Origin of the sequence: Pseudomonas tohonis, assembly GCF_012767755.2 — a bacterium.
Taxonomy (GTDB): Bacteria; Pseudomonadota; Gammaproteobacteria; order Pseudomonadales; family Pseudomonadaceae; genus Metapseudomonas; species Metapseudomonas tohonis.
In genome coordinates this window covers 2,642,566-2,668,280 of sequence record NZ_AP023189.1, presented here as the reverse complement: position 1 = coordinate 2,668,280, position 25,715 = coordinate 2,642,566, and the positions used below count along the sequence as shown (strand labels likewise).

At 67.0% G+C, this 25,715-nt stretch carries 23 protein-coding genes; 9 read left to right on the top strand and 14 right to left on the bottom strand.

What is annotated here, in order from left to right:
• Positions 1-144: 144 nt before the first annotated feature.
• Positions 145-1,005, bottom strand: coding sequence for a LysR family transcriptional regulator (locus tag HSX14_RS12295; RefSeq protein ID WP_173180398.1), 861 nt, complete (start codon positions 1,003-1,005; stop codon positions 145-147).
• A gap of 107 nt (positions 1,006-1,112) precedes the next feature.
• Here HSX14_RS12295 and HSX14_RS12290 point away from each other — a divergent pair, with 107 nt between their 5' ends.
• The gene (locus HSX14_RS12290) at positions 1,113-1,538 is read left to right on the top strand and encodes a VOC family protein (RefSeq protein ID WP_173180397.1); all 426 of its coding nucleotides are present in this window, start codon (positions 1,113-1,115) and stop codon (positions 1,536-1,538) included.
• Positions 1,539-1,635: 97 nt separating this feature from the next.
• Here the strand turns inward: HSX14_RS12290 and HSX14_RS12285 are convergent, their stop codons facing one another.
• Positions 1,636-2,268 carry a ferritin-like domain-containing protein gene (locus HSX14_RS12285; protein WP_173180396.1) on the bottom strand — a complete coding sequence of 211 codons (633 nt, stop codon included), beginning with the start codon at positions 2,266-2,268 and terminating at the stop codon, positions 1,636-1,638.
• Between the two features lie 124 nt (positions 2,269-2,392).
• A complete protein-coding gene (locus HSX14_RS12280) occupies positions 2,393-3,478 on the bottom strand; it encodes a DUF1615 domain-containing protein (protein ID WP_173180395.1) in 1,086 nt (361 codons plus the stop codon).
• Between the two features lie 143 nt (positions 3,479-3,621).
• Between HSX14_RS12280 and HSX14_RS12275 the strand changes: the two genes are divergently transcribed.
• Positions 3,622-4,383 carry a DUF695 domain-containing protein gene (locus HSX14_RS12275; protein WP_173180394.1) on the top strand — a complete coding sequence of 254 codons (762 nt, stop codon included), beginning with the start codon at positions 3,622-3,624 and terminating at the stop codon, positions 4,381-4,383.
• Positions 4,384-4,998: 615 nt separating this feature from the next.
• Here the strand turns inward: HSX14_RS12275 and HSX14_RS12270 are convergent.
• The 5 genes from HSX14_RS12270 to peaA form a co-directional block, all read right to left on the bottom strand.
• Complete coding sequence (locus HSX14_RS12270; RefSeq protein ID WP_173180019.1) at positions 4,999-6,669, bottom strand: AMP-binding protein; 1,671 nt, start codon at positions 6,667-6,669, stop codon at positions 4,999-5,001.
• Positions 6,670-6,991: 322 nt separating this feature from the next.
• A complete protein-coding gene (gene peaD, locus HSX14_RS12265; protein WP_173180021.1) occupies positions 6,992-8,116 on the bottom strand; it encodes a quinohemoprotein amine dehydrogenase subunit beta in 1,125 nt (374 codons plus the stop codon).
• A 29-nt stretch (positions 8,117-8,145) separates the two neighbouring features.
• Positions 8,146-8,469, bottom strand: a complete 324-nt coding sequence (gene qhpC, locus HSX14_RS12260; protein WP_173180023.1) for a quinohemoprotein amine dehydrogenase subunit gamma — start codon at positions 8,467-8,469, stop codon at positions 8,146-8,148.
• Between the two features lies 1 nt (position 8,470).
• Positions 8,471-9,901: a quinohemoprotein amine dehydrogenase maturation protein gene (gene peaB / locus HSX14_RS12255; RefSeq protein ID WP_173180025.1), complete on the bottom strand. Its 1,431-nt coding sequence runs from the start codon at positions 9,899-9,901 to the stop codon at positions 8,471-8,473.
• 49 nt (positions 9,902-9,950) lie between these two features.
• Entirely contained in the window at positions 9,951-11,516 is a 1,566-nt protein-coding gene (gene peaA / locus HSX14_RS12250; protein ID WP_173180027.1) for a quinohemoprotein amine dehydrogenase subunit alpha, read from the bottom strand.
• A 406-nt stretch (positions 11,517-11,922) separates the two neighbouring features.
• Here peaA and HSX14_RS12245 point away from each other — a divergent pair, with 406 nt between their 5' ends.
• The 6 genes from HSX14_RS12245 to HSX14_RS12220 all read left to right on the top strand — a co-directional run bounded on the left by HSX14_RS12245 (position 11,923) and on the right by HSX14_RS12220 (position 17,368).
• Entirely contained in the window at positions 11,923-13,416 is a 1,494-nt protein-coding gene (locus tag HSX14_RS12245) for an aldehyde dehydrogenase family protein (protein WP_173180029.1), read from the top strand.
• A 208-nt stretch (positions 13,417-13,624) separates the two neighbouring features.
• Complete coding sequence (locus HSX14_RS12240; RefSeq protein WP_173180031.1) at positions 13,625-13,990, top strand: hypothetical protein; 366 nt, start codon at positions 13,625-13,627, stop codon at positions 13,988-13,990.
• A 497-nt stretch (positions 13,991-14,487) separates the two neighbouring features.
• Positions 14,488-14,745, top strand: coding sequence for a hypothetical protein (locus HSX14_RS12235; RefSeq protein ID WP_173180033.1), 258 nt, complete (start codon positions 14,488-14,490; stop codon positions 14,743-14,745).
• An 88-nt stretch (positions 14,746-14,833) separates the two neighbouring features.
• Positions 14,834-15,073, top strand: coding sequence for a CopG family ribbon-helix-helix protein (locus HSX14_RS12230; protein ID WP_173180035.1), 240 nt, complete (start codon positions 14,834-14,836; stop codon positions 15,071-15,073).
• A gap of 177 nt (positions 15,074-15,250) precedes the next feature.
• Positions 15,251-16,459 carry a hypothetical protein gene (locus HSX14_RS12225; protein WP_173180037.1) on the top strand — a complete coding sequence of 403 codons (1,209 nt, stop codon included), beginning with the start codon at positions 15,251-15,253 and terminating at the stop codon, positions 16,457-16,459.
• Positions 16,460-16,834: 375 nt separating this feature from the next.
• Positions 16,835-17,368: a hypothetical protein gene (locus HSX14_RS12220; protein WP_228723580.1), complete on the top strand. Its 534-nt coding sequence runs from the start codon at positions 16,835-16,837 to the stop codon at positions 17,366-17,368.
• Between the two features lie 12 nt (positions 17,369-17,380).
• Here the strand turns inward: HSX14_RS12220 and HSX14_RS12215 are convergent, their stop codons facing one another.
• Complete coding sequence (locus HSX14_RS12215) at positions 17,381-17,929, bottom strand: hypothetical protein (RefSeq protein ID WP_228723579.1); 549 nt, start codon at positions 17,927-17,929, stop codon at positions 17,381-17,383.
• A 279-nt stretch (positions 17,930-18,208) separates the two neighbouring features.
• On the opposite strand from HSX14_RS12215, the gene HSX14_RS12210 reads away from it, so the two are divergent.
• Positions 18,209-19,054, top strand: a complete 846-nt coding sequence (locus tag HSX14_RS12210) for an AraC family transcriptional regulator (protein ID WP_173180039.1) — start codon at positions 18,209-18,211, stop codon at positions 19,052-19,054.
• 74 nt (positions 19,055-19,128) lie between these two features.
• On the opposite strand, the gene HSX14_RS12205 is transcribed toward HSX14_RS12210, so the two are convergent.
• The 5 genes from HSX14_RS12205 to HSX14_RS12185 form a co-directional block, all read right to left on the bottom strand.
• A complete protein-coding gene (locus HSX14_RS12205) occupies positions 19,129-19,944 on the bottom strand; it encodes a protein phosphatase 2C domain-containing protein (RefSeq protein WP_173180041.1) in 816 nt (271 codons plus the stop codon).
• Between the two features lie 81 nt (positions 19,945-20,025).
• Positions 20,026-21,315 (bottom strand): flavin-dependent monooxygenase QhpG, encoded by a 1,290-nt coding sequence (gene qhpG, locus HSX14_RS12200; RefSeq protein WP_173180043.1) that lies wholly within the window; start codon positions 21,313-21,315, stop codon positions 20,026-20,028.
• Positions 21,308-21,979, bottom strand: coding sequence for a subtilisin-like serine protease QhpE (gene qhpE, locus HSX14_RS12195; protein ID WP_173180045.1), 672 nt, complete (start codon positions 21,977-21,979; stop codon positions 21,308-21,310). The genes qhpG and qhpE overlap by 8 nt, the downstream gene beginning before the upstream one ends.
• A complete protein-coding gene (locus HSX14_RS12190) occupies positions 21,969-23,696 on the bottom strand; it encodes an ABC transporter ATP-binding protein (protein ID WP_173180047.1) in 1,728 nt (575 codons plus the stop codon). The genes qhpE and HSX14_RS12190 overlap by 11 nt, the downstream gene beginning before the upstream one ends.
• Before the next feature lie 127 nt (positions 23,697-23,823).
• Positions 23,824-25,713 carry a sigma-54-dependent Fis family transcriptional regulator gene (locus HSX14_RS12185; RefSeq protein WP_173180049.1) on the bottom strand — a complete coding sequence of 630 codons (1,890 nt, stop codon included), beginning with the start codon at positions 25,711-25,713 and terminating at the stop codon, positions 23,824-23,826.
• Positions 25,714-25,715 lie beyond the last annotated feature (2 nt).

The window sequence follows — 25,715 nt, the reverse complement described above, 5'->3', positions numbered from 1 at the left end:
CCGTAACAGGAAGTGCATCTGCCGTGCCAGCCTCGGGCCGACCGTTAAATCCTTGTTAATCAAACAGTTGCGTAAAGCTGATATCAAGCTGTCATTTGCAGGATGCAAGGCGGGCCAATTGTTGAGGCCGTATTCTGCAAGGGCTCAGGCGCCCTGCAGGCAGCGGGCGAAGAGCTGCAGGATGGGCTGGCTGCGCTGGCCATGACGGGTCAGCAGGATGATGCGCCGCTGGAAGGTCAGCTCGCCCAGGCGGATGACGCGGATGGCGGCCTCGCGCTCCAGCCACAGGCCCGCCTCGGGGATCAGCGAGACCCCGAGCCCCGCTTCGACCATGCGCACGATGGCATCGAGCTCATCGAGTTCCAGTGCCACCTGGATCTCCAGCCGCTGACGACGGAGGAAGCGGGTGACCTGGCGCCCGCCGAAGGAGGTGCGGTCGTAGCGCACCAGCGGCTGGCTGGCGAGGATGCGCAGCGGGTCATCGCCCTCCAGCTCGCAGGGCACGATGAGCACGAAATCCTCTTCGCGCAGGATCTCGGCATGCAGCTCCTTGGGCAGGTCGAACGGCGGCTCGATGAGGATCGCCAGGTCCAGTTCACCCGCGTCCACCTGGCTCAGCAGGTTCAACGAGACACCGGGGATCAGCTTGGGCTCGACCTTGGGCGCGGCCTCGCGCAGGCGCAGCAGTGCGGCGGCCAGCAGGCCGGTCTGCACCGTGGCGATGGCGCCGATGCGCAGCTCGCCGCTGAACTGCTCGGCCGCCTCCGGGGTGGCCATGCGCGTGAAGATCTCCAGCATCTCCCGCGCCATGGGCAGCGCGCGGTGCCCGGCGGCATTGAGGATGGCCTGGCGCCCGGTGCGATCGAACAGGCGCACGCCGAGGGCTTGCTCCAGGTTGCGGATCTGCGCGCTGACCGCCGACTGGGTCAGGCCGATGTGCATCCCGGCGGCGGCGAAGGTGCCGTGGCGGGCGACGGCGATGAAGGTGCGGAGTTCGCGCAGCATGGTCGGCCTCTGATCGAAATTATTCGTGCTCGGCACAAATTATCCCGACTTTCCATCGACAATCCCATCTCTAGAATGGAGCGCACACCCCCACGAGGCAGCACCCCATGAGTCTTTCCCCCTTCCACCTGGCCATCCCCGTCCATGACCTGGCCGCCGCGCGGCACTTCTACGGCGAGGTGTTCGGCCTCGCCGAGGGTCGCTCCAGCGAACACTGGGTGGACTTCGATTTCTTCGGCCACCAACTGGTGATCCACGAGCACCCGAAGACCTCCAGCCAGGAGGCCGCCCACACCAACGCGGTGGACGGCCACGACGTGCCGGTGCCGCATTTCGGCGTGGTGTTGCCCTGGGCGGAATGGGAAGCCCTCGCCGAGCGCCTGCGCGGGCTGGGCACGCGGTTCGTGATCGAGCCCTATGTGCGCTTCAAGGGCCAGGTGGGCGAACAGGCGACCCTGTTCCTGTTAGACCCGTGCGGCAACGCCCTGGAGTTCAAGGCGTTCAAGGACATGGGGCAGTTGTTCGCCAAGTGATGCGAAGCACCGGGCTGCTGTTCAGTGGGTCCCCGCGTTCGCGGGGATGACGGGGTGACTGGCCCGCTGCGGTCGGCGCCGGGCCCTGCTGGGGTTGCTAAGCCTCGGGCAGCTCGCGGGACAGCAGCGCCTTGATGGTGTTGGCGTGGCGCTGCTCGTCCTGCAGCACGGCCTGGAAACGACGCAGCCAGGAGTCGTCACCCATGGCGCCGACCAGGGTCACCAGGGTTTCCCAGGCGGCCTGCTCGCCCAGCTCGTAGATGAGCATGGCGTGCAGGCATTGCGGCACGGTGCTGTCCGGTTGCGCCAGCACCTGGGCCACGCGCTGGGCGGCGATGCCCCAGGTGCGAGGGTGCTCGGCCAGCGCGGTGCGGGCCCGCACGCCAACGGTTTCCAGGGCCTCGATCAGGGTCCAGACGTGGGCCAGCTCTTCATCGCGGATCTGCCGGAAGGTCGCCACCAGCTCGGCGCGGTTGCCGTGGTGGTGCATGGCACGGTCCAGCAGCGAATCGTAGAGCTGTACGCAGATGCTTTCCGCAAGCACGGCCTCTTCCAGCTTGGCGATGAACAGGCTCGAATCGCTGCGCGCCATGGCGGCGAAGGCGTGTTCGCCACGGCTGCGCCAGTCTTCGCCGGGATCATCGGCCGTGGACGGGGCCTGGCCGATGACGCCGACGCCGACGCTGACGAGCTCGCTGCGGTCGGGGCGTGCTGAGGTGACACTGGGCATTGTTATTCTCCTCTCGTGACCCGGCGGGTGCGTGCCTGAGCACCCGCCTTGGTCATGGGAAAATCCGTCCGGTGGGAGGTTCAAGAAGTTTTCAGCCGAGCTGACGACGGGCCGGCATTGCCGTTCAACGTGCCATGCAGCGCTGGTAGCGCTCGTCGACACGCTTGGCGAACCAGGCCGTGGTCAGCTTGCGGGTGATCTTCGGACTCTGCAGGGTGATGCCCGGCAGCACCGCGCGGGGCAGCTTGCGCCCGGCTCCCTTCTCGGCCAGGGCGAAGACCTTCTCGTACAGCTCCGTTTCGGCGAAATCCGGCCCGTCGCCCTGCTCCAGGGCGCGGCGGATGGCGCCATCGCCCATGTCCAGGCGCCGCCCCAGGGTGCGCACCGCCTTCTCGGTGGAACCGGCATCGCGGCTGCCGTGGATGATCAGGTCGCCATCCAGCGCCAGGGGCATGCCGCTGGCCAGGCTCACCGCCTGCTGGAAGGCGGCGTTGCGGCTGGCGTACCAGCCGGCGTTGAAGTCGGCGAAGCGGTACAGCGGCTCGGGGTAGTCCGCCTCGTAGCCGAGCAGGTGGGCGATGCCGAAGTACAGGCCGCCACGGCGGGTGAACACCTCGTCGCGCACGCTGCCGGTGGTCGGGTACGGGTAGTGCTCGGCGTGCTCCTGGGCGAAGGCGATGCTGACCTGCATGGGGCCGCCGGTGTGCACCGGGTTGAAGGTGCCGAACAGCTGGCGGCCGAGGGGCACCATGCCGATGAAGTCATCGAAGATCACGCTCAGCTGGCGCTCGGTGCGCACGGCTGCGAGGCGCTCGGCGTAGGTCTTGCCGGTGGGCGAGCGGATGTCCAGCGCCGAATCCACCAAAAAGCCCGGCAGGTGCAGGCGCGCGGCACGGCGGTCGATCTCCTGGCGGGCGATCTTCGCCAGGCCCGGCACCGCCGGGTCGGCCTGGTAGGTCGACTCCTGCTCGGTCACCGCCAGCACCGCGCAGAAGTTGCTCTTCACCGTGGCCAGCTCCTGGGCGGTGAAGGCCACCTGGATGTCCGTGGCCCAGCCCTGGCGGTCCACCACGCTGCTGGGAATCAGCCGCGCCACCTGGGCGCGCACCTCGGCCGGGGTGAGCTGCGGGCCCTCCTGGCTGCGCTGGCTGCCGCAGCCGGCCAGCAGCGCGGCGGCGACGAGGACGAGACTGGCGGGGGCGAGATTCATGGTGGCTCCGACGGCGGCAAACGAAACGGCATGGCCCAGCTTCGACAGGCGTGCCGTGAAGCTGTTCAACCGACATGCCGGCAATCCGTGCGCGAACGTGCGCGCCTCTGTAGAGTCGCTCCATCCACGCAAGGAGCTGCTGCATGACTGACGACTGGGATTTCTATTTCGCACAGGTCGACGACCGCCCCGCCTCCCTCTACGTCGACCTCGGCGCGGTGCGCGAGGCGCCCCTGGAGCACCTGCCGTTCATGGCCTACGTGCGCCTGCACATGCGCACGCCGCGTGACGACGGCCTCTCCAGCCAGGATGAATTCGACCGGCTGATCGAGATCGAGGACCAGCTGACGGCGCGCCTGGTCAACGAAGGCTGCGCCTACCTGGGCCGCTACACCGGCAACGGCCTGCGCGATTTCTTCTACTTCGTGGGCGACCCGTCGCTCTGGGAGGGCCGGGTGGCCGCCGTGCTGGAGGGTTTCCCCGAGTACGAGTACGAAGCCGGCACCCGGGAAGACCGGGAATGGTCGACCTACTTCGACTTCCTCTTCCCGCCCGCCGAGGACCAGCAACGCATCAGCAACCGCCGCCTGTGCGCGGTGCTGGAAAGCAATGGCGACACGCTGGAGACCCCGCGCGAGATCGACCACTGGTTCTACCTGCCCGACGAGGCCCGTGGCCAGGCGCTGATCGCCGAGGCGGCCACCCTCGAATTCGCCGTGCGCAACTGTGGCTGGACCGAGGATGAGGACGCCTACCAGGTGCAGCTGTGGCGCGAGGACATCCCCCAGCCCGGGCACATCGACGAGCTGACCCTGGCGATGCTGGCCCTGGCGCTGGCCTTCGACGGCGATTACGACGGCTGGGAGACGGTGCTGGTGACGGACGAGCCGACGACGCTGCATTGAGGTTGTTGCGCGAGCCGTGGGCTCCCCGGTTCCAATGAGCAGGCCACCTGCGTAGGGCAGGTGAGCCCCATCCCTATCTGTGGGAGCGAATTCATTCGCGAAAGGCCATGTCGTGGCCCAGGACCTGCAATTCGCAAAGGTGCCTTCAGGGCCTTTCCGGATGCCTGGTGCGCCCACCGCATGGGTTTCGCTTCGCTCTACACCATCCTACGAAAGCCGCCAGCCACGGCATCCACCCGGTGGTGATGCGCACATCAATGTGAAGTATTGAGCATCGATGTTGGAGCAGCCGCCAAACGCCCCTTCAGGAGGCCGAGCGCAATCGTCGTTTCAGGGGTTGAGCGACATGGATGTCGCGAGAGCCGCGATGGGCCAGGGATGGCCCTTCGCGGCGTGCCCCTGAAACGATGATGGAGCGAGGGGAGTCTGGCGAAGCCAGACCCGTATGCAGGGGCAAGCCCTTTTGGTTTCTTTTGGGTGGTTCGGCACCCCGACGACTGCCAAAAGAAACTCGCCCGGCAAGGCGAAACAGAAACCATCAGCAAGACTCGGCAATCAACCGGGTCCCAAATCCCCTAGCAACACCTAACGCAGACAGCGCCAATGAATTCGCCCCTACGGGCCGATCTCCTCGATGCTGATTTCGCGCATGCGGAATTTCTGGATCTTGCCGGTCACGGTCATGGGGAATTCGCTGACGAAGCGGAAGTGCCGCGGCACCTTGAAGTGGGCGATGCGTGAGCGGGCCCAGTCGCGCAGTTCTTCCGCCGTGGCCGTGTGGCCGGGGTGCAGCTGGACCCAGGCCACCAGCTCCTCGCCGTAGCGGTTGCAGGGGATGCCGATCACCTGCACGTCGGCCACCGCCGGGTGGGTGAAGAAGAATTCCTCCAGCTCGCGCGGATAGATGTTCTCGCCACCGCGGATGATCATGTCCTTGCTGCGCCCGACGATGCGCACATAGCCCTCCTCGTCCATGGCCGCCAGGTCGCCGGTGTGCATCCAGCGGCCGGGGTCGATGGCGTCCGTCGTCGCCAGCGGGTTGTTCCAGTAGCCGAGCATGACGCTGTAGCCACGGGTGCACAGCTCGCCGATCTGCCCACGCGGGACGATGCGGCCGTCGGCGTCGACGATCTTGCTTTCCAGGTGCGGCTGGGTACGGCCGACGGTGGTGACGCGCAGTTCCAGGCCGTCATCGGGGCCGGTCTGCAGGGACACCGGGCTGGTCTCGGTCATGCCGTAGGCGATCTGCACCTCGGCCATGTGCATCTCGTCGATCACCCGGCGCATCACTTCGATGGGGCAGGTGGCGCCGGCCATGATCCCGGTGCGCAGGCTGGAGAGGTCGAAGTCGCGGCGCCGGGGGTGGTCCAACTCGGCGATGAACATGGTGGGCACGCCGTACAGCGCGGTGGCCTTTTCCTCCGCCACGGCGGCCAGGGTGGCCAGGGGGTCGAAGGCATCGCCCGGGTAGATCATCGTGCTGCCGTGGGTCAGGCAGCCGAGGTTGCCCATGACCATGCCGAAGCAGTGGTAGAGCGGCACCGGGATCACCAGGCGGTCGTGCTCGGTGAGGCCCAGGCTCTCGCCGACCATGTAGCCGTTGTTGAGGATGTTGTAGTGGCTGAGGGTGGCGCCCTTGGGGAAGCCGGTGGTGCCGGAGGTGTACTGGATGTTGATCGGGTCGTCGAACTGCAACTGGCCCTCGCGCTCGGCCAGCGCTGCGGCGCTCACCTCCCCGGCCCGCGCCTGCAGGGCGGCCCAGGGGAGGAAGCCGGCCGGTGGCTCGGCGGCCAGGCTGACCACGCCGCGCAGCTCCGGCAGCTTCTCGCTGGCGAGCGTGCCCGGCTCGCCGTCGGCCAGGGCCGGGGCCAGTTCCAGCAGCATGGCGTGGTAGTCGGAGGTCTTGAAGGCGTCGGCGCAGATCACCCAGCGGCAGCCGGATTGCTTGAGGGCGTATTCCAGCTCGCTGCTGCGGTAGGCCGGGTTGATGTTGACCAGGATGGCGCCGACCTTGGCGCTGGCGAACTGGGTGATGGTCCATTCGGCGCAGTTGGGCGCCCAGATGCCGAGGCGGTCGCCCGCCTCCAGGCCGATGGCCATGAGCGCGCGGGCATGGCGCTCCACTTCCGCCGCCAGTTGCGCCCAGGTCAGGCGCAGGCCCTGGTGGCGCACCACCAGCGCTTCGCGCTCGGGGAAACGCGCCACGGTGGCGTCGAAGGCGGCGCCCAGGGTCATGGCCAGCAATGGCTTGTCCTGACGCCCACTTGTGTAGCTGGGGTGATTCATGGTGGTCCCTTCTTGTGCTTGTTGGGATCGACGCTGAACCGACTGCCGCTGCCAGGCAGGCAACGCGGGTGAGCCGGTCCTATTTAACCTTTACGTAAACGTTAAGCCAGGCCTGGAGGGGTCTCCGTTGGTCGTAGAGGCGTTGCGCCATGTCGGCCGCAACGCCCTGCCCTCTCACCCTAGGGTCTGTACCAAAAGTCGTCGAGCGACGGTCAGGCGAGGCAAAAACGGGTGAGGAAGCGGAGTTTACGAGCTGTAAATGAGCATTCCGAACCCGCTTTTAACGAAGCATCACCGAGCGTAGGCACTTTTCGTACAGAGCCTAGCGGACGAACACCTGCGTCGTGGTAATGGCCATGTCCCCGCCGGGCAGCTTGATGTTCTTCACCTTCTCCAGGCTGTCCGGGTCGAACACCGCGATGTCGTTGAAGGTACCGGCGAGGTACAGCTTGCTGCCGGCCTTGTTGAAGGCCGCGCAGTAGTAGGTGTGTTCGAGGTTGGCGGCCTTGATCAGCTTCTGCTGCCTGATGTCGTACTTGGCCAGGCGGTTGAGCACGCCGAACATCAGGTTCGGGTCCTTGGGCGAGCGCATGCCGGTGAAGTACAGCTCGGTGAGCGGGGCGAAGTCCTGCACCGTGCTCTTGCCGGTCTTCAGGTCGATGCTGACGAAGCCGTAGATGAAGTCGGCGGTGGCCAGGTCCTGCTTCGCGTCCTTGAACTTCGCCGTGGTGTAGAGCATGGAGAAGTCGTGCAGCGCGCTCTGGTGCGGCCAGAAGTACAGCACGTCCGGCGCGCTGTAGTCGGGGCGCTGCCAGTTGCGTCCGGGCACCGCCACCTCGTACCGGCCGGTGTGCACGTCCATCTTGTAGATGTCCGGCCCCGCCACGAACAGGCTGCCGTCGTCGGCGGCGCGCATCAGGTACACCTGGCGCGGCATGGGGAAGCTGCGCACGGGCTTGGCGTCGAGGCTGTCGGCGGTGCGGAACACCTCCAGGCGCGGCGGCTTGACCACGTAGTGGTCGCTCATCACCTGGGTCGGGTTGACCGTGGTGTACAGCTCCTTGCCGTCCGGGCTCAAGGCGAAGGAGAACATCGAGCGCACCTTCTCCCCCGGGTTGCGCGAGAGCCTGGCGTGGAACACCGTCTTGCAGTCGTCCAGGTCGACGCCGTAGAGGTCGCCGAAGTGGTTGTTGAGCAGGTAGGCGGTCTTGTTGTCCGGCGCCATCATCGCGGTGCCGGGGCCGAAGGCGTCGGGCAGGCGGCAGGTCTTGTAGAGGCTGTCGCTGGCCAGGTCGACCACATGGAGGTTGTTCGGGTAGTTGGTGGCGATCAGGTATTCACTGCCGGGCTTGAGGGCCGGGCCGGCGCTGTCGGCGGCCCAGGCGCCGGTGCCCAGGGCGAGGCTGGCGACGGCGGTCGCCAGGTGGGCGATGACGTTGAGTTTCATGCGGATTCCTCTTCTGTTCTTCTCGCCGGTCACTTGTCTTTGGGGAAGACGGTGCCGAGGTTGCGCCAGTCCTGCGAGGAATCCGCAGCGTTGGCGTTCCAGTCCTGGTAGGTGCTCATCATGTCCGGCACCTGGGCCGGCCACCAGCAGGGGTCGGAGCAGCCGTAGAGGTCCGCCTCCATGGGCTGGCAGAGCGAGGAGACGCCCCCGAAGGCGTCCACTTCCCAGCCCGGGTCGGTGGTGGAGGTGCAGCCGGCCACGGCGCTCATGGCCACCACGTCTTCGATGCGGTCCTCGGCCACGGCCTGGTCCAGCAACTGGGCTTTGTTGTTCAGCGGCTTGAGATGCTTCATGTCAGTGCGCCTTCCGCGGGGTGATGTAGCGGCTGATGAAGGCCGGGTTGGCGGCCATGATCCGGCTGTAGACCTCGATGCCGAAGTCCACCCAGTCACGCATCAGGTCGCAGTAGTGGTAGGTCGGGTGGGTGGGGTCGCCGTAGCGGGCGTAGCTCTCGTGGTAGCAGCCGCCGGAGCAGAGGTTGCGGATGCGGCAGGTGTCGCAGCCGGTGCCCTGGCGGTCCAGGCGCTGGGAGAGGAAGTCGTTGAGCTCGGCCTGTTTCACTCCGCTGTGCACGTCGCCGAAAGTGGGCAGGCTGGAGCCGGTGAAGCGGTGGCAGAGGTTGAGCCCGCCAGCGTGGTCCACGGCCAGCATCTTCAGGCCGGCGCCGCAGGGCAGCGCCTTCTTCTGCCCCTCGTGGATATCGGTGATCAGCTGGTGCAGGTTGGAGAAGCCGATGTTGCGGTGCTCCAGCGCCGCCTCCAGGTAGCGTCGGCCGAGGGCCTTCATGTTGGCGAAGACCTGCACCAGTTCCTCGCCCGTGAGGTTGTAGTCGCTGAGATCGCCCGAGGTGACCGGGGCGAAACCCACCTCGGCGAAACCCATCTCGTTGAACAGGTGGTTCCAGATGGTTTCGACATCGGTGATGCCACGGGTCAGGGTCACCCGCGCGCCCACCGGGCGGCTGCGGTAGCGCGACAGCAGCATGTCGGCCTTGCGCCGCACCACGTCGTAGGTGCCCTGCCCGCCCACGGTGATGCGGTTGCGGTCGTGCACCGTCTTCGGCCCGTCGATGCTGATGGAGAGGCCGAAGCGATGGGCGTCGAGCCAGTCGACGATTTCCTCGGTGAGCAGCGTGGCGTTGGTGGTCATGATGAATTCCACCGGCTTGCCGGCCTGTGCGAAACGCCGCTCGCAGTAGCCCACCATGTGCTCGATCAGCGCGCGGTTGGAGAGCGGTTCGCCGCCGAAGAACACCACGCTGTAGCGGGGCTCGTCGGGGGACTCGCGCAGCAGCATCTCCACCGAGGCTTCGGCGGTCTCGACGGCCATCTTGCGGCCGGCCGAGGGCTTGTCGAGGTCCTCCTTGTAGCAATAGGTGCAGCTGAGGTTGCAGCCGGTGTTGACGTTCAGCACCACGGTGTTCAGCGCCGTGCGCTCGACCCGCCTGATGCCGATCTCCGGCGTCAGTGGCGAGCCGTCGCTCACCAGTTCCAGCGCGATCAGCTCGCGCAGGGTCTCGCTCACCTCCTGGCCGGGGAAGCGCCCGGCCAGGCGCTGCACCAGGTCTTCGGGCGAGCAGCCCTGCTGACGCAGCGTGTCGATGATGCCGCCGGTGACGGCGTCCGTGGCGAACAACGAACTGCTGGGGATGTGGAACAGCATGCGGTCCGCGTCCACCTGCACTTCATGCAGGTTGCGCTCGACCAGATTCAAGATTGCGCCCATGGCGACCTCCGGGGAATTTGCCCAATCGTCGATGCGGTTCGCGGCCGGTTCATGGCAGCGGCGGGTTGTTCCAGCGCTGCACGGTGACGATCAGGTGGCCTTCGCCCTTCTGGCCGCCCTCCTCCAGCTCGGCGATCACCTTCAGGTTGCCGGCGTTGTTGGTCATCATCCGGCGCTCGGGGTTGGGGCCGGCGGCACCGGGGATGAACACGCCGTCCTTCTGCATCTGCCCGGCGAATTTCACGTCCTGGTCCTCCTCGGCGCGTGCGTCGAAGGGCGCGACCGACCAGTTGGCCGGCAGGTAGCCGATGCGGTACGGCTGGCCGGCTGCATCCCGGCCCCAGGCCTCGGCCTCGAAACGGCCCTGCACCTTGGGCGTGGAGCCACCGTTCTCGCCCACCCGGGCGATGGAGAACGCGGGCACCACCTTCACCTCGGTAACCTTGCTGTAGACCGCCAGGGACACGCCCCTGAGCTCGCCCAGCGCCACGTCACGCACACCCGGCGCAGCATCGGCGGCGGCCCTGACCCGCACGCGCACCTGCTCCGACGTCGCCTCCAGCACCTTGACCACCTGCAGGCCGGCCCCCAGCTGCGGAGTGCCTTTCAGGCCGCTGCCCACCAGGGTCAGCTCCGCTTCGCTACCGGCCCTGATAGAGGCCGGCTGCACGGCCAGCAGCTTGGCGCCACCTACCTTGGCGGCGCTGAAGTCGAGGCCGCGCTCGTCGTGCTCGGCCTCGAACATGCGCCCCTTCATCTCGCCATCCAGCGCCGCGAAGACCTGGCGCATGGTGGTGTCGCCGACCTTCACGTTGCCGCGCCATTCATAGCCGTTGTAGAGGATGGCCGAGCCGCTGCCCGTGAAGGGCGTGCCATCGGCGTAGGTGCCGTTCACCTGCAGCGTGAAGCTGTCGCCGGCATCGGCCGTCACCGTCATCACGCCGCGCACATCGCCCTTGGCGAGCATGTGGCCGCTGAAGCTCCATTGCCCCGGCAGCGCATCCGCCCCGGGTCGCGCCTTCTGCCAATCGGCCCAGGCCTGGTCCTCCAGCGGGAAGCGCTTGGCCAGCTCCGGCACCATCTGCTTGAGGGCGATATCCAGCCAGTCGCGGTCGCGGGACTGGGCCTGGTACTCCAGCGACGGCCACTGGCCGAGGTGGAAGTTGACCAGGTGCTCCCACTCCCTGGCCGGGCGGCGCTGCAAGGCTACCCGTGCGCCGGAGTGGCAGCGACCGCACATCTGGGTCAGCTGCTCGTCGAACTGCTCCACCGTGTTGAGGCGACGCTCCATGGCGTAGCGCACGCCCTCGGTCTCGCTGGGAGCCAGGCCTTGCTGGTCGGCCAGGTACTTGACCAGGGTGCGGCGGTCGTCATCGCTGATGGAGAGGCCGTGCATCACCTGCATGCGCGCGATGCTCATCAGCCAGCCTTCGGGCGTCTTGCGCTGGTGACTGATGCGGCTGTAGCGGTCGCCGCCCTCGGGAATGTGGCAACCCATGCACTTGCTCTTGAGCAGCGCCGGGCCCTCCTCCGCCGCCTGGGCCTGGGTGCACAGCAAGGCTGCCGCAGCCAAAAACAGGCTGCCCGCACGCCACCGGAGTCGAATCGTCTTCAAGGTCGGACCTCCACGGTTTTGTTCTTATGGTTCGCACCCGTCTCGCCAGCGGTGCGTCTGCAACGGCAAATACACAATGTGTGCCATCGCCTGGCAGGGCCTTTAAGAACAACGACTTAAGCCATCTCCGGGGGTGCGCCGGGGCCTTCGGTAACGGGGCCGGGCGTCTAATTTCGCGACAGCTCGTCACAGGCTGAGACAGCGGCACCCACCGGGCCGAGGGGGCCGGGCGGCGGCACTGTCCAGCGGCTGTCTCACCCCGTCTCAAACTGCAACAGTGGAGGACGGCGGCGGTGCGGGCCGTTATCGATAAATCCCTTTCCATTCAATTACTTGACTGCATTCAGGGGCCTTGGCACGGGCGTTGCGCGAGCCGTTGCAATGCCCATCGACAGAGGCCCTGCCCATGCATTCCGAACTGCCCGTACTGCCCCAGACCCGAGACTTCCTCGACCGCCCGCTGAAGATGCTGATCGGCGATGGCTGGCAGGACGCCGCCAGCGGCGCCACCCTGGACTTCCGCAACCCCGCCACGGGCGATGTGCTGGGTAGCGTGCCCTCCGCCGCCGCCGAGGATGTCGACCGCGCCGTACGTGCCGCGCGCCAGGCCTTCGACGACTCGCCCTGGAGCCGCATGCGCCCGCGCGAGCGGCAGAACCTGCTGTGGCGCCTGGCCGACCTGATGGAGCGCGACGCCCAGCAACTGGCCGAGCTGGAATGCCTGAACAACGGCAAGAGCGCCGCCGTCGCCCAGGTGATGGACGTGCAACTGGGCATCGACTTCCTGCGCTACATGGCCGGCTGGGCCACAAAGATCGAAGGCACCACGGTCGACCCGTCGCTGCCGCTGATGCCCGACGACCGCTTCCACGGCTTCATCCGGCGCGAGGCGGTGGGCGTGGTGGGCGCCATCGTCGCCTGGAACTTCCCCCTGCTGCTGGCCTGCTGGAAGCTCGGCCCGGCACTGGCCACCGGCTGCACCCTGGTGCTCAAGCCCGCCGACGAAACCCCGCTAACCGCCCTCAAGCTGGCCGAGCTGGTGCTGGAGGCGGGCTACCCGGCGGGGGTGTTCAACGTGGTGACCGGCACCGGCCTCAACGCCGGCGTCGCCCTCACCCGCCACCCGGGCGTGGACAAGCTGACCTTCACCGGCTCAACCGAGGTGGGCAAGCAGATCGGCAAGGCGGCCATGGACAACATGACCCGCGTGACCCTGGAGCTGGGCGGCAAATCCCCCACCCTCGTCCTGCCCGACGCCAACCTGCAGGAGGCCGCCGCCGGCGCCGCCACGGCCATCTTCTTCAACCAGGGGCAGGTGTGCTGCGCCGGCTCGCGCCTCTACGTGCACCGCAAGCACTTCGACAACGTGGTCGCCGACATCGCCGGCATCGCCAACGCCATGAAGCTCGGCAACGGCCTGGACCCCAACGTGCAGATGGGCCCGCTGATCTCCGCCAAGCAACAGGACCGCGTCACCGGCTACATCGACCTCGGCCGCGAACTGGGCGCCACCGTCGCCTGCGGCGGCGAAGGCTTCGGCCCGGGCTACTTCGTCAAACCCACCGTCCTCGTCGACGTCGACCAGAAGCACCGGCTGGTGCAGGAAGAAATCTTCGGCCCCGTACTCGTCGCCATGCCCTTCGACGACCTCGACGAAGCCGTGCGCCTGGCCAACGACAACCCCTACGGCCTGGGCGCGAGCATCTGGTCCAACGACCTTTCCGCCGTGCACCGCATGATCCCGCGCATCAAGTCCGGCTCCGTCTGGGTCAACTGCCACAGCGCCCTCGACCCGGCGCTGCCGTTCGGGGGCTACAAGATGTCGGGGGTCGGCCGCGAGATGGGCGCGGCTGCGATCGAGCACTACACGGAGGTGAAATCGGTGTTGATCAGGGTGTGAGGGGGAAGAGGCAGGAGCTTGCGGTGAGCGCCTGCCTCAAGTTCGACAGTGGATCAGCGACTTACCGTTTCTTGCGACTAAATTGATACGCCGCCCGGTCGTCCTGGTATTGGCGCATAGTAATTTTGCTCAGTCGTACCTGCGCATGGAACAAACCAGAAGCAGCATTCGATTGAAAGTACACACATGAACAACTCAAAACCGGAAAATGAAACGCATAACACTCGCTATCATTCTGGCTTTAACTGCCAACTCCCCCTCGGCCTCGCAAATCACCGAACTGCCGCTGGAACAAAGAGTCGCAGCAGCAGAGCTTGTCATCATCGGGAAGGTATCCAGGATAAAAGAAGGTACTGACATCCAGCTCTATGACGTAGCGGAAGTGACGCCAAAAACGATACTGAAGGGAGAGATCACGGGGACCATTCATGTCGCATTCAACAGTGGGCTCTATGAGGAGAACGGAGACTGCTGCGAAGCAGGCGAAACATACGTCTTATTCTTATCAAAGAGCCCCTCAGGTAATTTTCATACCGTAAACGGCCCTTACGGCTCATACAAAGTACCCCGATAAAAACTCAAGATCCCGAAACAACAGAAACACTCTGCATCCCAGTTAATCCCAGAGAACATACGCACTTTCGTGCTTCGAGTATCAAGTTCCAAATCTTTGCAGCGCTCTTAAGCTGATATCAGAGTTACCCCTTGCCCTCCCGCCCCCTCCTCCCTATCCTGCCCCGGCCACGGTCAATCCCGTGGCCGGGTTTGACAGCCCGAAACTAACGGGCGCGAATGCGCCACGAGGTGCATGCGAGAAACAGCGAATGTTTTTTGCAGGCATCGGTACGCATGCAGCTTTCATAGCTGCTCTGCTCTATGGCAGATCGCGCGGGGAGACCTTCGCGGTCTGCCGGTTCCCGTTAGCCGGTCTGTCAACCCCGCGCGGTCTGCCACCCTTCGATTGACAGCGAATTGGTGCCAGCTCCTGACCCCATAACGGAGAACCACCATGCACGAAGCTTATGTCCCTCTTGCTCACCCCCTCCACGTATCCACAAAGGAGGCCTCTGCATGAACAGCGCCCCTCTGATCGATTACAAGGAGCAACGCATCCAGCAGTTGGTCGACCACCTCGACACGCGACTGCACACCACCCAGGTGATGGCGGAATTGCTCCTGGATTTCGCAGCCTTGCGCGACGGTGCCGACTACTCCTACCTCAGCCGGTACCGGGAAGGCGCCTTGATGGACGCGATGGTTCATCTGTCGCGCAACAACTATGAAGACTTCTGCAAACTGGCGGAGTTGGCGCAGTTGCCGGGTAAATAGCCGGGGCCCCGTCCCATCTACCTGAGGATTCGCCTGGAGCAACCGTGTTGCTCCAGGCGATACAGCCCGACCGTACATGGAGGTCGCCATGTCACTCGTTTCGCTCACTATTTCCGAGAAGGTCGCCCAGTACCTGGCCAGCCTGGCCAAGGCCACTGGCCGCAGTGAAGACTCCCTGGCGGAGGAAGCGCTGTGGCAATACCTGCACCGTGAAGTCTGGCAACTGGCGGAAACAGAGCGCGCCTTGAAGGAGGCTGATGCCGGCGACTTCGCCAACGATGAGGAGGTGCAGGCCGTACTGGAGAAATGGTCCGGCAATGCATATTGAGTGGCTGGGTAACTTTGCCGACGCGCCGACCACCGGCCACCCCTCCTCCACGGATTCAGGCCTCTCTCACAGAATTCCCTCCCCAGCTCCCCCGATAATCGCGGCCTCAAGTACAACCCCATCCCCCACCCATCCGCTGCCATCGGCAGCCGCTGAACCAGCCCGACAGGACGCACCATGGCCAACGCCCCGAGCCCCGCTCTCGCCGCAATCGATTACGACCGCATCCAGGCCCTGCTGAACTCGGAGTACGTGGAAGAGCACTTCCACGCCTACATCGAAGGCAATGACAACGACGAGTGGGTGACCCTCGAACTTGACGATGGCGAGGAGACGGAGGCGTTCGTCGTGTTCGACCAGCACCGCATCCGCGTCGCGGTGGAGAATTTCGACAGCCCGGCCGCCAGGAACGGGCACAGCGACCACCGCCACTACATCTTCAAGCTGGTGGACCACGAGACCCGCGAGTACGAGGTGCGCTACCAGCCCGTCGAGGTGGATGCAGAGGGCGAGGACACGCTCGATACCTTCCCCATCGCCGAGCAGAGCGCGGCGATCCAGGAAAGCGCCGTGAAGCACTTCGAGGCGCTGGAGGCCTACATCGCCGCCAAGGACGAGCAGCTGACCAACATCAAGGCCAGCCTGCCGCCGGCGATGATTCTCAACGTGCTGGGCAACATGGAGTCCTTCGATGCGCTGAAGTCGGAGTTCGAGGAAATGGCCGCCGCAGCCTTCGTCGACACCTATCGCCTGGACCCGGAGTTCAGCGAACTGGTGAACGACGACCGCATGCCCCGCTCCTACTCGGCCTGCATGGACCGCACCGAGCCCTCGATGACCGACCAGGACTGGGAGAACATCGAGAACCACACCGCCTCCGCCTACTTCATCGTGCGCAACATCTTCTCCGAGCGGACGCGCATCTCGGTCTCGATGGTGACGGCCCGCTGCCTGGGCAACCTGATCGACAAGGGCATGATCACCGCCGCCAAGATCGAGACGGCGGGCCTCGCCCATGGCCTCGTGCGCTGGCGCGAGCTGATCACCCAGATGACCGACGCGGTGGAGCAGCGCGACCAGAAGTCCATGCTGCTGGCCCTGTACAAGATGTTCGTGCGCAAGCCCATCAGCGACGACGACAAGCTCTACACCTGCGGCATGCAGAACCTGGGGCTGCCGGACTTCGTGATCGCCTTCGGCGAGGACGCGGAGCCATCGGAGCAGGAGCAGATCGACTCGGTCGCGCGCTTCGAGAAGGCCTTCCTGGCGACCTTCGGCCTGGAGGAAGCCAGCGAGCCGCTCACGCCCTACAAGAAGCGCCCCGACTTCGGCTACAAGCTCGGCGACCTGCGCCACAACCCCTTCGGCTACACCCTGATCGGCTGAGTCGGCGCCTTCGGCCATGCAACGAGCCCGCTCCTTAGAGCGGGCTTTTTTCGGCTGCCAGCGACACCACTCCGGTGCTCGCCGGATCGGCCTTCCAACCCGGCCGATACCCCACCCAGCCCCTGAAGGTGAAGCCGGCGTAGAACAGCTCGACGCCCTCGAAACCGGCCTGGTGCAGCAGCAGCTCCCCGCCCTTCCTCCGGCAGGAGATGCAGGGTGAGCAGGCAGGTGGCGCCGTCGAAGGGCGCAAGCGAAGTCGACTCGATATGACCCTCGTGCAGGCCTATCCGCGCCTTGAGGTCGGCGCCATTGTGCGAGGCAGACGACACACGTAGCCTTGCGCGCCCCGAGTTCGCTATTTCAAGGAGTGAAGACATGATGAAAGCTGCCCACCTGACCGGACTGGCAGGCCTGTGCCTGTCGCTGGCCTGCGGTGCGTCGGAGCACGCGATGGAGTTCGATGTCCCGTATGGAAACTACGGCACCTACTTCCAACAGGACGTGGGGAAAGAGGGCCGCTTGTCGTGCGACGTGAAAATCGACGAACACCGCTCCGGCGAGAAGTGGAGCCCCGGCGTGATCCTCGCGGCTGCGGAAGATGAAGTGGAAGACAACACCCTGTTTCTCGACAGCTGGCCTGCGGATGAAGGGCAACGCCATTTCTTCGTGCGCACCTTCAACGCCGCACAGCCTGTCATCCATAGCAAGGTCCTCAGCACCGCCGACCACGAGGGCGCCTATACGCTGCGCCTGACGTGGCACACAGACGGTTCCATCAGCTATCAGGTCGCCAGCGGTGATGTCTGGTCGAAGGAAATGAAGATCGAACGGCCCGGCTTTGCCGTACGGCATGTGAGCGTGCACGCGACAGGGGTCAAAGGCACCGCGACCTGCGAGCTGGACGACTGATTGCCAGCGCCGCTACTGCTCATCCTCGGGCCGCAGCGGTGACGCCCACCAGTCGCACCACTCGATCACCTCACGGGACATAGCATCGAGCTCAGCGTGGTAGTTGTGCGCGTGAGGCACGGGGACCTGTGGCTCACCCTCACTGAAACCAAGCTCCCTGAGCGCCCCCTCGTAGTCATCGAGAGGCCCGTAGGCATAGAGCATGTCATGGCGATCCCAGGCCAGCGTGGCCTGCTGCGACGGTGAATGGACCCACAGATCGAAGCGACTGTCATTCGCCAGGAACGGCCTGAATGCGCTGATGAACGCCTCGATCTCCTGGAAAGACAGCTCCGGGCTCTGAAAGCGCGCCGGCTCAGCCTCCCCGCGAGTCGTGTGCAGGATATGAAGCAGCAACAGCGGCTCCTCCAGACAACGGGCGAGCCGCAGGAACACCTCCGGATCAGAGCCGGGAACACCGGCCGATATCCGCTGGTGTGACTCCTCATCGGGAAGCGAAAAAAGCGCTGGGTGGTGATACTGCACCCACTCACCGTTCACCAGATGGCCCAACTTGTACATGCACCGCCTCCTTGCCCTTATTCCTGAAGGGCACAGATCCTGAGACTACGAGCGGCTCAAAGCAACCGATGAGATCAACACGGCGGAACCCGCTCCGGCCGTTTCCATCCCCAGGTGCGCCCGTCACAATGCCCCTCCCGGGCCAACAACCCAGCGCAGGGAATGCCCGAAGCCGCCTTGTCCCCAGCGGGTTCTGCAACGTCCCGGCAAGGCCCGCAAGAACGATCAAATCCCCCCTTTGCTCCCCTGCTAACGTCGCCCCGTCTTCAAGGAGCACCCATGCCAAGCATCGAGAAAGTCCTGTGGTTCCTCGAAACGGAGTTGGGCTCCGAGCTGGATCTCGGGCATGTCGCGCGCCAGTTCGGCCTGTCGCCTTTCGCCCTGTCGCGGTTCTTCTCGATAGCGACGGGCTGGTCGGTGATGCGCTACATCCGCGCGCGCCGGTTGAGCCAGGCGGCGCTGGCATTGGGCGAGAGAAAGCGCGACATCCTCGATATCGCGCTGGATGCCGGCTACGGCTCCCATGAAGCCTTCACACGTGCCTTCAGCGACCTGTTCGGCGTAACGCCCCGGCAGGTTCGCGAACAGGGGTGCGGGAACCTGTCACTGGTGGAGCCTTTGCGCATGAAAGAAATGAGCTTCGTGGAACTGTCCGAACCCCGTTTCGAAACCCGCCCCGAGTTCGTGATCGCCGGCCTGGGCGAGCGTTTTACCTTCGATAAGAACGAAGGCATCGTCGGCCTCTGGCAGGCCTTCATTCCCTACCTGGGCAACATCCCCGGGCAAACCAGCTACGTCACCTACGGCCTGTGCTGCAACCCCGGCGAGGACGGCAGCTTCGAATACATCGCCGGCGTCGAAGTGCCCCGTGTCGAAGGGCTACCGCCCGCCCTGCGCCACTTCAAGGTGCCTCGGCAGGACTACGCCGTGTTCCGCCACCTGGGCCACATCTCGACGATCCACCAGACCTTCCTCACGATCTTCAACAAGTGGCTGCCGGAGTCCGGGTACGCCTTCGCCGACGCCCCGGAGTTCGAGCGATACAGCGCCGATTTCGAGCCGATGGAGGGGACGGGGTTCGTGGAGGTGTGGGTGCCGGTGGTGCGGCGCAGCCAAGCCCCGTAGGTCGGCTGCACCCCGACGCCCTGAGCACGGGAACATCGCGGGCTTCACCCGCCCCCTACGCGGGCCCTTCGGCCCTACCCCACCCGCAACCAGATCACCGAGGCATCGTCGCTGGCCTTGAAGCGCGGGTAGCGCAGGCAGGCGGCATCTTCGAGCTCGATGCGGCGCAGCTCGGCGGCCAGCGGCAGCAGGCCGCTCTCGAGCACGCGGGCCACCAGGGTGGCGGCGTCGTAGTGGCGGTAGGTGTCGAACAGCGCGGCGAAGCCATCGGTCATCAGCAGCAGGTCGTCCCCCCTGGCCAGCGGCGCGCGGGCGTAGTGCATGCCCGCCTTCGCCTGCTCGGCGTCGACGCTCAGCACCGCCTTCGGGCGTTCGCGGGCGGCGCGGCGGTCGGCCAGCACATGGGCGCTGCGCACGTTGTCGGCACCGGTGCCCGGGCCCAGGGCCGCGGCTTCGGCCTGTTCGGTGTCGCGGTTCGGCTCGGGGGTGAGGAAGGCGACGCCGCTGGCGCTGCGGTGGATGACGACGCAGTCGCCGAGATGGCCGCAGGCGAGGCTTTCGCCCTCGATGGCCACGGCAGCGAGCGAGGCGCGGGGCAACTCCCAGTGGGCGACCGGCTCGCGCTGGCGGTCACGCGCATAGTCCGCGGCGACGCGGTCGAACACCCCGTTGCACAGTTCCGCCAGCGGGCCCGAGGCACCGGCGAATGCGCGATGCGCCGAGCCGGCCAGCCAGGCCGCGCCACCGCGCTCGCCCATGAGCCCCGGTTCGCCGAGGTCGGTGGCGCCGTCGATGACCCAGGCATGCTGCTCGGCGCTGCCGATGCGGTCGTCGTTCGGAACCGAGTTCTTGCCCGCGAGGCTGAGGGTCTGGATCAGGTCGAAATGCATGGAGGTCCCTTCAATGGCCAGGCTGAATCAGCGTCGCATTCTAGCCTCCGCTCATTCCGAACAGGGCAGGAAACGGACGAATCAGGGCCGATAACCCTGGGCCAGGAGCCAGCCCTGGAGCTTGCGCCGCGCCTCGGGTGCCTGCTCCGCCAGGGCCTCGGAGACCCGGCCGCCATGCAGCGCCCGGACGATGGGCGCGAGTGCGATGCCATCCAGGTGCCAGATGCCCAGGGGCTGGTCGGCGGTGACGACCACTTCGCGCTCCTCGATCAAATCGCCCTGGATGACGGGCCCACGCTCGACCCGCAGCTGGCCCACATGGGCTGGCACGTGCAGCGGCTCGGCATCCGGCCAGGCACTGCGTTCACGCCAGAACGGCTGCTCCGCCCAGCGCCGCTCCAGGGCGTAGAAATCACGACCGGTGCGGGCGAAGCGCAGGAACGATTGCTCCACCCGCCGCTGGTGGAAGCGCTGCGCCAAGCCGGCGCGCTCGGGCCGTTGCAGCAGGGTGTTGATCACCGCCGGCGCCTGCAGCGCGGAGGACAGGGACTGGAAGATGCCATTGCCCGAAAGCGGGTCCACTGCCATGGCGGCATCGCCCACGCGCAGCCAGTCCACGCCGCTGGCCTCGTTGAAGAGAATCGCGGTGCTGCTGCGGGCATGCAGGTCGGCCGGCTGCAACGCGACCTCGCCGAACAGTTCGCGCACCAGGGCGGACTCACTGCGGCGCTGCGCGCACCAGGCCGGCAGTTGCTCCTTGGGCGGCAGGTCGCGGGCGTCGAGGGTGATCTGCCAGTAGCAGCGCCCGTCCTCCCGCCGTGCCATCCAGGCCCAGCCGTCGGCCAGGCTTTCCAGCGCCGAGCCCGGCTGGCCCGGTGCTTCGCGCCAGGTATTGAGCAGGCTGAGGGTTTCCGGCCCACGCAGGCGCCCCCCCGCCAGCGGTGCCTGGCGACCTCGGGCTTCCACCAGGAAATCCGCACGCAGCGGCTCGCCGCCGTCGAGATGCACGAGGTGCCCCCGCTCCAGCGCCTCGACCCGCAGCACCCGCGCTTCCTGCACCGCGATGCCGACAGCGGCCAGGTCCTCGCGCAGCGCCGCATCGAAGCGCGGGCGATCCAGCAGGCATTCGCGGTTGATCGATTGGCTGTCGGCGCCCCAGGCAACCCGCCGAGCGGACGGCGCATCGGCACAGGCCCGTGCACGGGTGAGACCGGCATGACGCAGGCCTTCGAGCACCCGTTGCGAGACGCCCTCCAGGGCCGCGAAACGCCGCCACTCGCTGACCACGCGCACCGGGTAGCCCAGCCGTTTCAGCCCCAGGGCGACCGCAGCGCCCGCCGGGCCAGCGCCGAGCACGACGACCTCAGCCATGGCGGCGCTCCGGCCCGGTGAAGGCCGCGCCTTCGTGCAGCCAGCGCAGCACCGCCTCGCGGCCGGCACCGGGGTGCTCGCGCAGGTAGGCCGCGATGATTCCGCAGAGTGCAGCGCAGGCCATGCTGGCTCCGGCCACGCCATTGGCGGCACTGACATGGGCGCCGAAATCGGCCTGGGGGCTGCCCAGCCAGGACCACTGCCCCGGCGCGCAACGGGCATCACCGGTGATGCGGATCACCCCCGGGTAGCCGGCCGGGTACACCGCCGCGCCCTGGGCGGGGCTGGAAGCGCAGAGCAGCACACCGGCGCTCTGCACCAGCGCGCAGGCTTCGCGCAGCACGGGGCGGTCATTGCGCAGGCCGAGGCTCATGTTGATCAACGCCACGCCCTGCTCCGCCAGCCAGTACAGGGCGGCGGCGACCTGCAACGGGCTGGTCTGCCAACGCTCGCCGAAGACCTGCGCCATGCAGATGCGCGCCGGCGCGCTGGGCGGGCAGATGGCATCCAGCACCAGGGGGCCGTGGCCGAGGGCATCGGGCTGCGCCTCGCCTTCCTGCAGCTCGCCGCCCTCCAGCCAGAAGCGTCGGGCCAGCGTCACCCGCGCGGCCTGCTCGGGGGCGAAGCCGCTGTCGATGATGCCGATGGCCAGCTCAGTGCCCATGGCTCACCGGCTCCAGGCGCTGCAGGCGGCCCTGCTCCATGCGGAACGCGAGATCGGCTTCGGCCAGGGTCGAGGCGCGGTGGCTGATGAGGATGCGCGTACGCCCGGCGAAGAGCTGGTCGATGGCGGCGATCACGTCGCGCTCGGTGGCTTCGTCCACCGCCGAGGTGGCCTCGTCCAGCACCAGGATCAGCGGGTCCTGCAACAGCGCGCGGGCGATGGCGATGCGCTGCTTCTGCCCACCGGAAAGCTGCTGGCCACGCTCGCCCAGGGGGTTGTCCAGCCCCAGGGGCAGGGACGCGATCAGGCCATCGAGGCGGGCCAGCCGCGCCACCTGTTCGATGGCCTCGCGGCTGGCATCGGGGGCGGCGTAGGCGAGGTTCTCCGCCAGGGTGCCGCGGAACAGCACGATGTCCTGGCTGACCACGGCGATGCACCGGCGCAGGGCCAGCAGGTCCAGTTCGCGCAGGTCGGCGCCGTCCAGCAGGATGCGGCCCCGGTCCGGGTCGTAGAAGCGTTGCAGCAGGTCGATCAGGGTGGACTTGCCGACGCCCGACGCCCCGCTGATGGCGACCTTGAGGCCGGCGGGAATGCTCGCGTCCACGCCATCGAGCAGCACGCCGGCACGCTGTTCGTGGGCGAAGTGCACGCCCTCCAGGCGCAGCGCGCCACGGCCTTCCGGCATCGGTTGCGGCGCATCGCTCTGGCGCACCGTGACCGGCTCCTGCTGCAGCTCCATCACCCGGCCGAGGCTGACGGTCATCCGCTGCAGCGCGACATAGAGCCCCAGCAGGCTCTGCACCGGCCCCACGGCCATGCCCAGGTAGGTGGAGAAGGCGATCAGCGCGCCCAGCTGCCAGGTGCCCTGGATCACCCAGTAGCCGCCGATGAGGAAGGCGCAGGCGCGCGACAGCGAGGTGAGCGTGCCGGGCACCGCGTGGGTGAAGAACTCGGTGACCTGCACCCGCAGCAGTTGGCGCATGTAGCCCTGCCCCAAGCCTTCCAGGCGCCGCGCTTCGCGCTGCTGGGCACCGGCGGCCTGGATGAATTTCATCGCCGGCAGGGTTTCCACCAGGAAGGACGACACATCCGCCGAACGCTCGCGCAGGCTGCGCACCTCGCGCTCCACCTTGCGCCGCATCCAGCGCAGCCAGAGCACCTCGATGGGGATCAGCAGCGCCAGCAGCAGCGACAGCTGCCAGGACAGCATCAGCATCAGCGCCACCGCGCCGACCAGGCCGATGACGCTGGAGACGGCGGAGAACAGCGAGTCCACGGCGAAGCGCTGGATTTCCGCCACGTCGCCATCCAGCCGGGAAAGGATGTCGCCCAGGCGCTTGCGCCCGAAGAAGGCCGGCGACAGGCGCTGCAGGTGACGGTAGAGGTCGTCACGCAGGGCGAAGAGAATGCGCCCCGAGAGCCGTGTGTGCAGGTAGCGGTTGATGCCCGACAGCGCCGTGCCGAGCAGCCCGACCAGGATCATCGCCAGGGCCACCTGCACCAGGGTGCCGAAGTCCCGGGCCAGCAGGCCGTCGTCGATCAGCGTCTTGGTCAGCCAGGGCTGCGCCAGCACCAGGAGGCTGGCGCAGAGGGACAGCCCAAGCAGCGCGGCGATGGCCCGCCCGTGGGGGCGGACGAAGCCGTAGAGCCAGGCCAGGGCACGGCGCAGCAGGTCGGGGTCGCTGGCGTCGACGAGTTTGAGCAGGAGGCGGGTCATGAGGCACAGAAACACTGTAGGGGCGAATTCATTCGCCCAGCAGGCCGGAGGGCTGCCAACGGGGCAACTACGTTGCCCTTGGCGAATGAATTCGCCCCTACAAGAACAATATGCTCCTGCATGGAACTCATCCCCTGAGCTGCTTCAGCTTGCGATACAGCGTCGCGCGGCTGATGCCCAGGGCGTCGGCGGCGGCGGAAACATTGCCCTGGTGGCGCTCCAGGGCGCTGCGGATCAGCTCCAGCTCGTTCTCGCGGATGCTGCCGGGCTGGCGACGGCTGCTGGTCAGCTCGTCCAGCAGGCTGTCGGTGAGGTGGTCCAGGCCCAGCGTCCGTTCGCCGGGCTCGCGCATGGCCAGGGCCGAGCGCAGCACCATTTCCAGTTGGCGGATGTTGCCCGGCCAGTCGTAGCCGCCGAGCAGTTCGGCCAGGTCCTTGTCCAGGCTCATGCCGGGTTCGCCGAGGCGCGCCAGCACCTCGGCGATGAGGGTGGCCAGGTCATCGCGCTCACGCAGCGACGGCAGGCGCAGGCTCACGCCATTGACGCGGTAGTAGAGGTCTTCGCGGAACTGCCCGCCCTGCACCAGGCGCTGCAGGTCGCGGTGGGTGGCGCAGATCACGGCGATGTCCAGCTCCTGCTCCTCGCCCGCGCCGAGCGGTGCGACGCGGCGTTCCTGCAAGACACGCAGCAGGCGCGCCTGCAGGGCCAGGGGCATGTCGCCGATCTCGTCGAGGAACAGCGTGCCGCCCTGGGCCTGCATCACCCGGCCGACCATGCCGCCCTTGCGCGAGCCGGTGAAGGCGCCCTCGCGGTAGCCGAAGAGTTCGGATTCGATCAGCCCTTCGGGGATCGCCGCGCAGTTCACCGCGACGAAAGGCTTGCCCGCGCGCGCACTGGCCTGGTGCAAGGCGCGGGCGACCACTTCCTTGCCGGTGCCGGTTTCGCCCAGCAGCAGCACCGGCAGCTCGCCGGCCAGCCCCTGGCGGGCCATGCGCAAGGCGCGGGCCAGGCGCGCATTGCCGCCGGCCAGGGCTTCCAGCTCCGGCGCGGGCGCGGCGGTCTGCCTGGCCGGTGCCACCGGGGCGACACCGATGTGCCGGGGCAGGTGCAGGGCACGGAAGAAGAACTCGCCGCGCGGGGTCTGCACGCTGCTCACCCCGCCTTGCAGCAGGCGTGCGAGGAAGCCCGAGGCGCGGGCGCCGAGCAGCTCCTCGCAGCGGTGCCCCAGCAGCGCCTGGCGCTCCACCCGCAGCAGGTTGCAGGCCTGGTCGTTGGCGGCCAGCAACTCGCCGTCCAGGCTCAGGGCCAGCAGGCCGTGCCAGGCGGAGCCGAGGTACTGCGGGCGTGAATGGAAGGCCAGCACCAGCTGCTGCGGATAGGTCAGGCCGAACAGGCGGCTCTCGATATTGCCGGCCGCCAGCAGCAGCGTGGCGAAGCTGTCGCGGGGCTCGGCGAGGTGGCCTTCGCGGGTCAGGTCGATGACGCCGACCACGCGACCATGGGGGTCTTTCAGCGGCACCGAGGTGCAGGCGAAGCGGCTGAGGCGGTCCAGGTAGTGCTCGCCGCTGTTGATCAGGGTCGGCCGGCCCTCGACCACGGCGGTGCCCAGGGCGTTGGTGCCGCGCAGCGATTCGCTCCAGCAACTGCCCGGGCGCAGGTCGCGCAGGCCGGCGAGCTGAAGGGCATCGGTCTGCCCTTCGATGGCCAGGACGTTGGCCTGGGCGTCACCGAGTATCACCAGGCCGCCCTGCCCCTGCTGGCGCACCAGGTATTCGAGTTCGGGGGTGGCGGCGTCGATCAGCAGGCGGTTGCCCGCCAGCAGGAGGTCGAGGTCACGCATCTGCTCGATGCCCGCGCCGTCGCCTTCGAGGCAGTCGAGCCCGTGGCCGAGGCTGCGCCGCCAGGAGGCGTCGATCTCCTCGCGCAGCACGCCGCCGGGCAGCTCGCCCTCGCTCTGCAGGCGCAGGCGGGCGAGCCGGGATTGCCGCAGGACATCGTCGTTTCTTGTTATTGGCATGT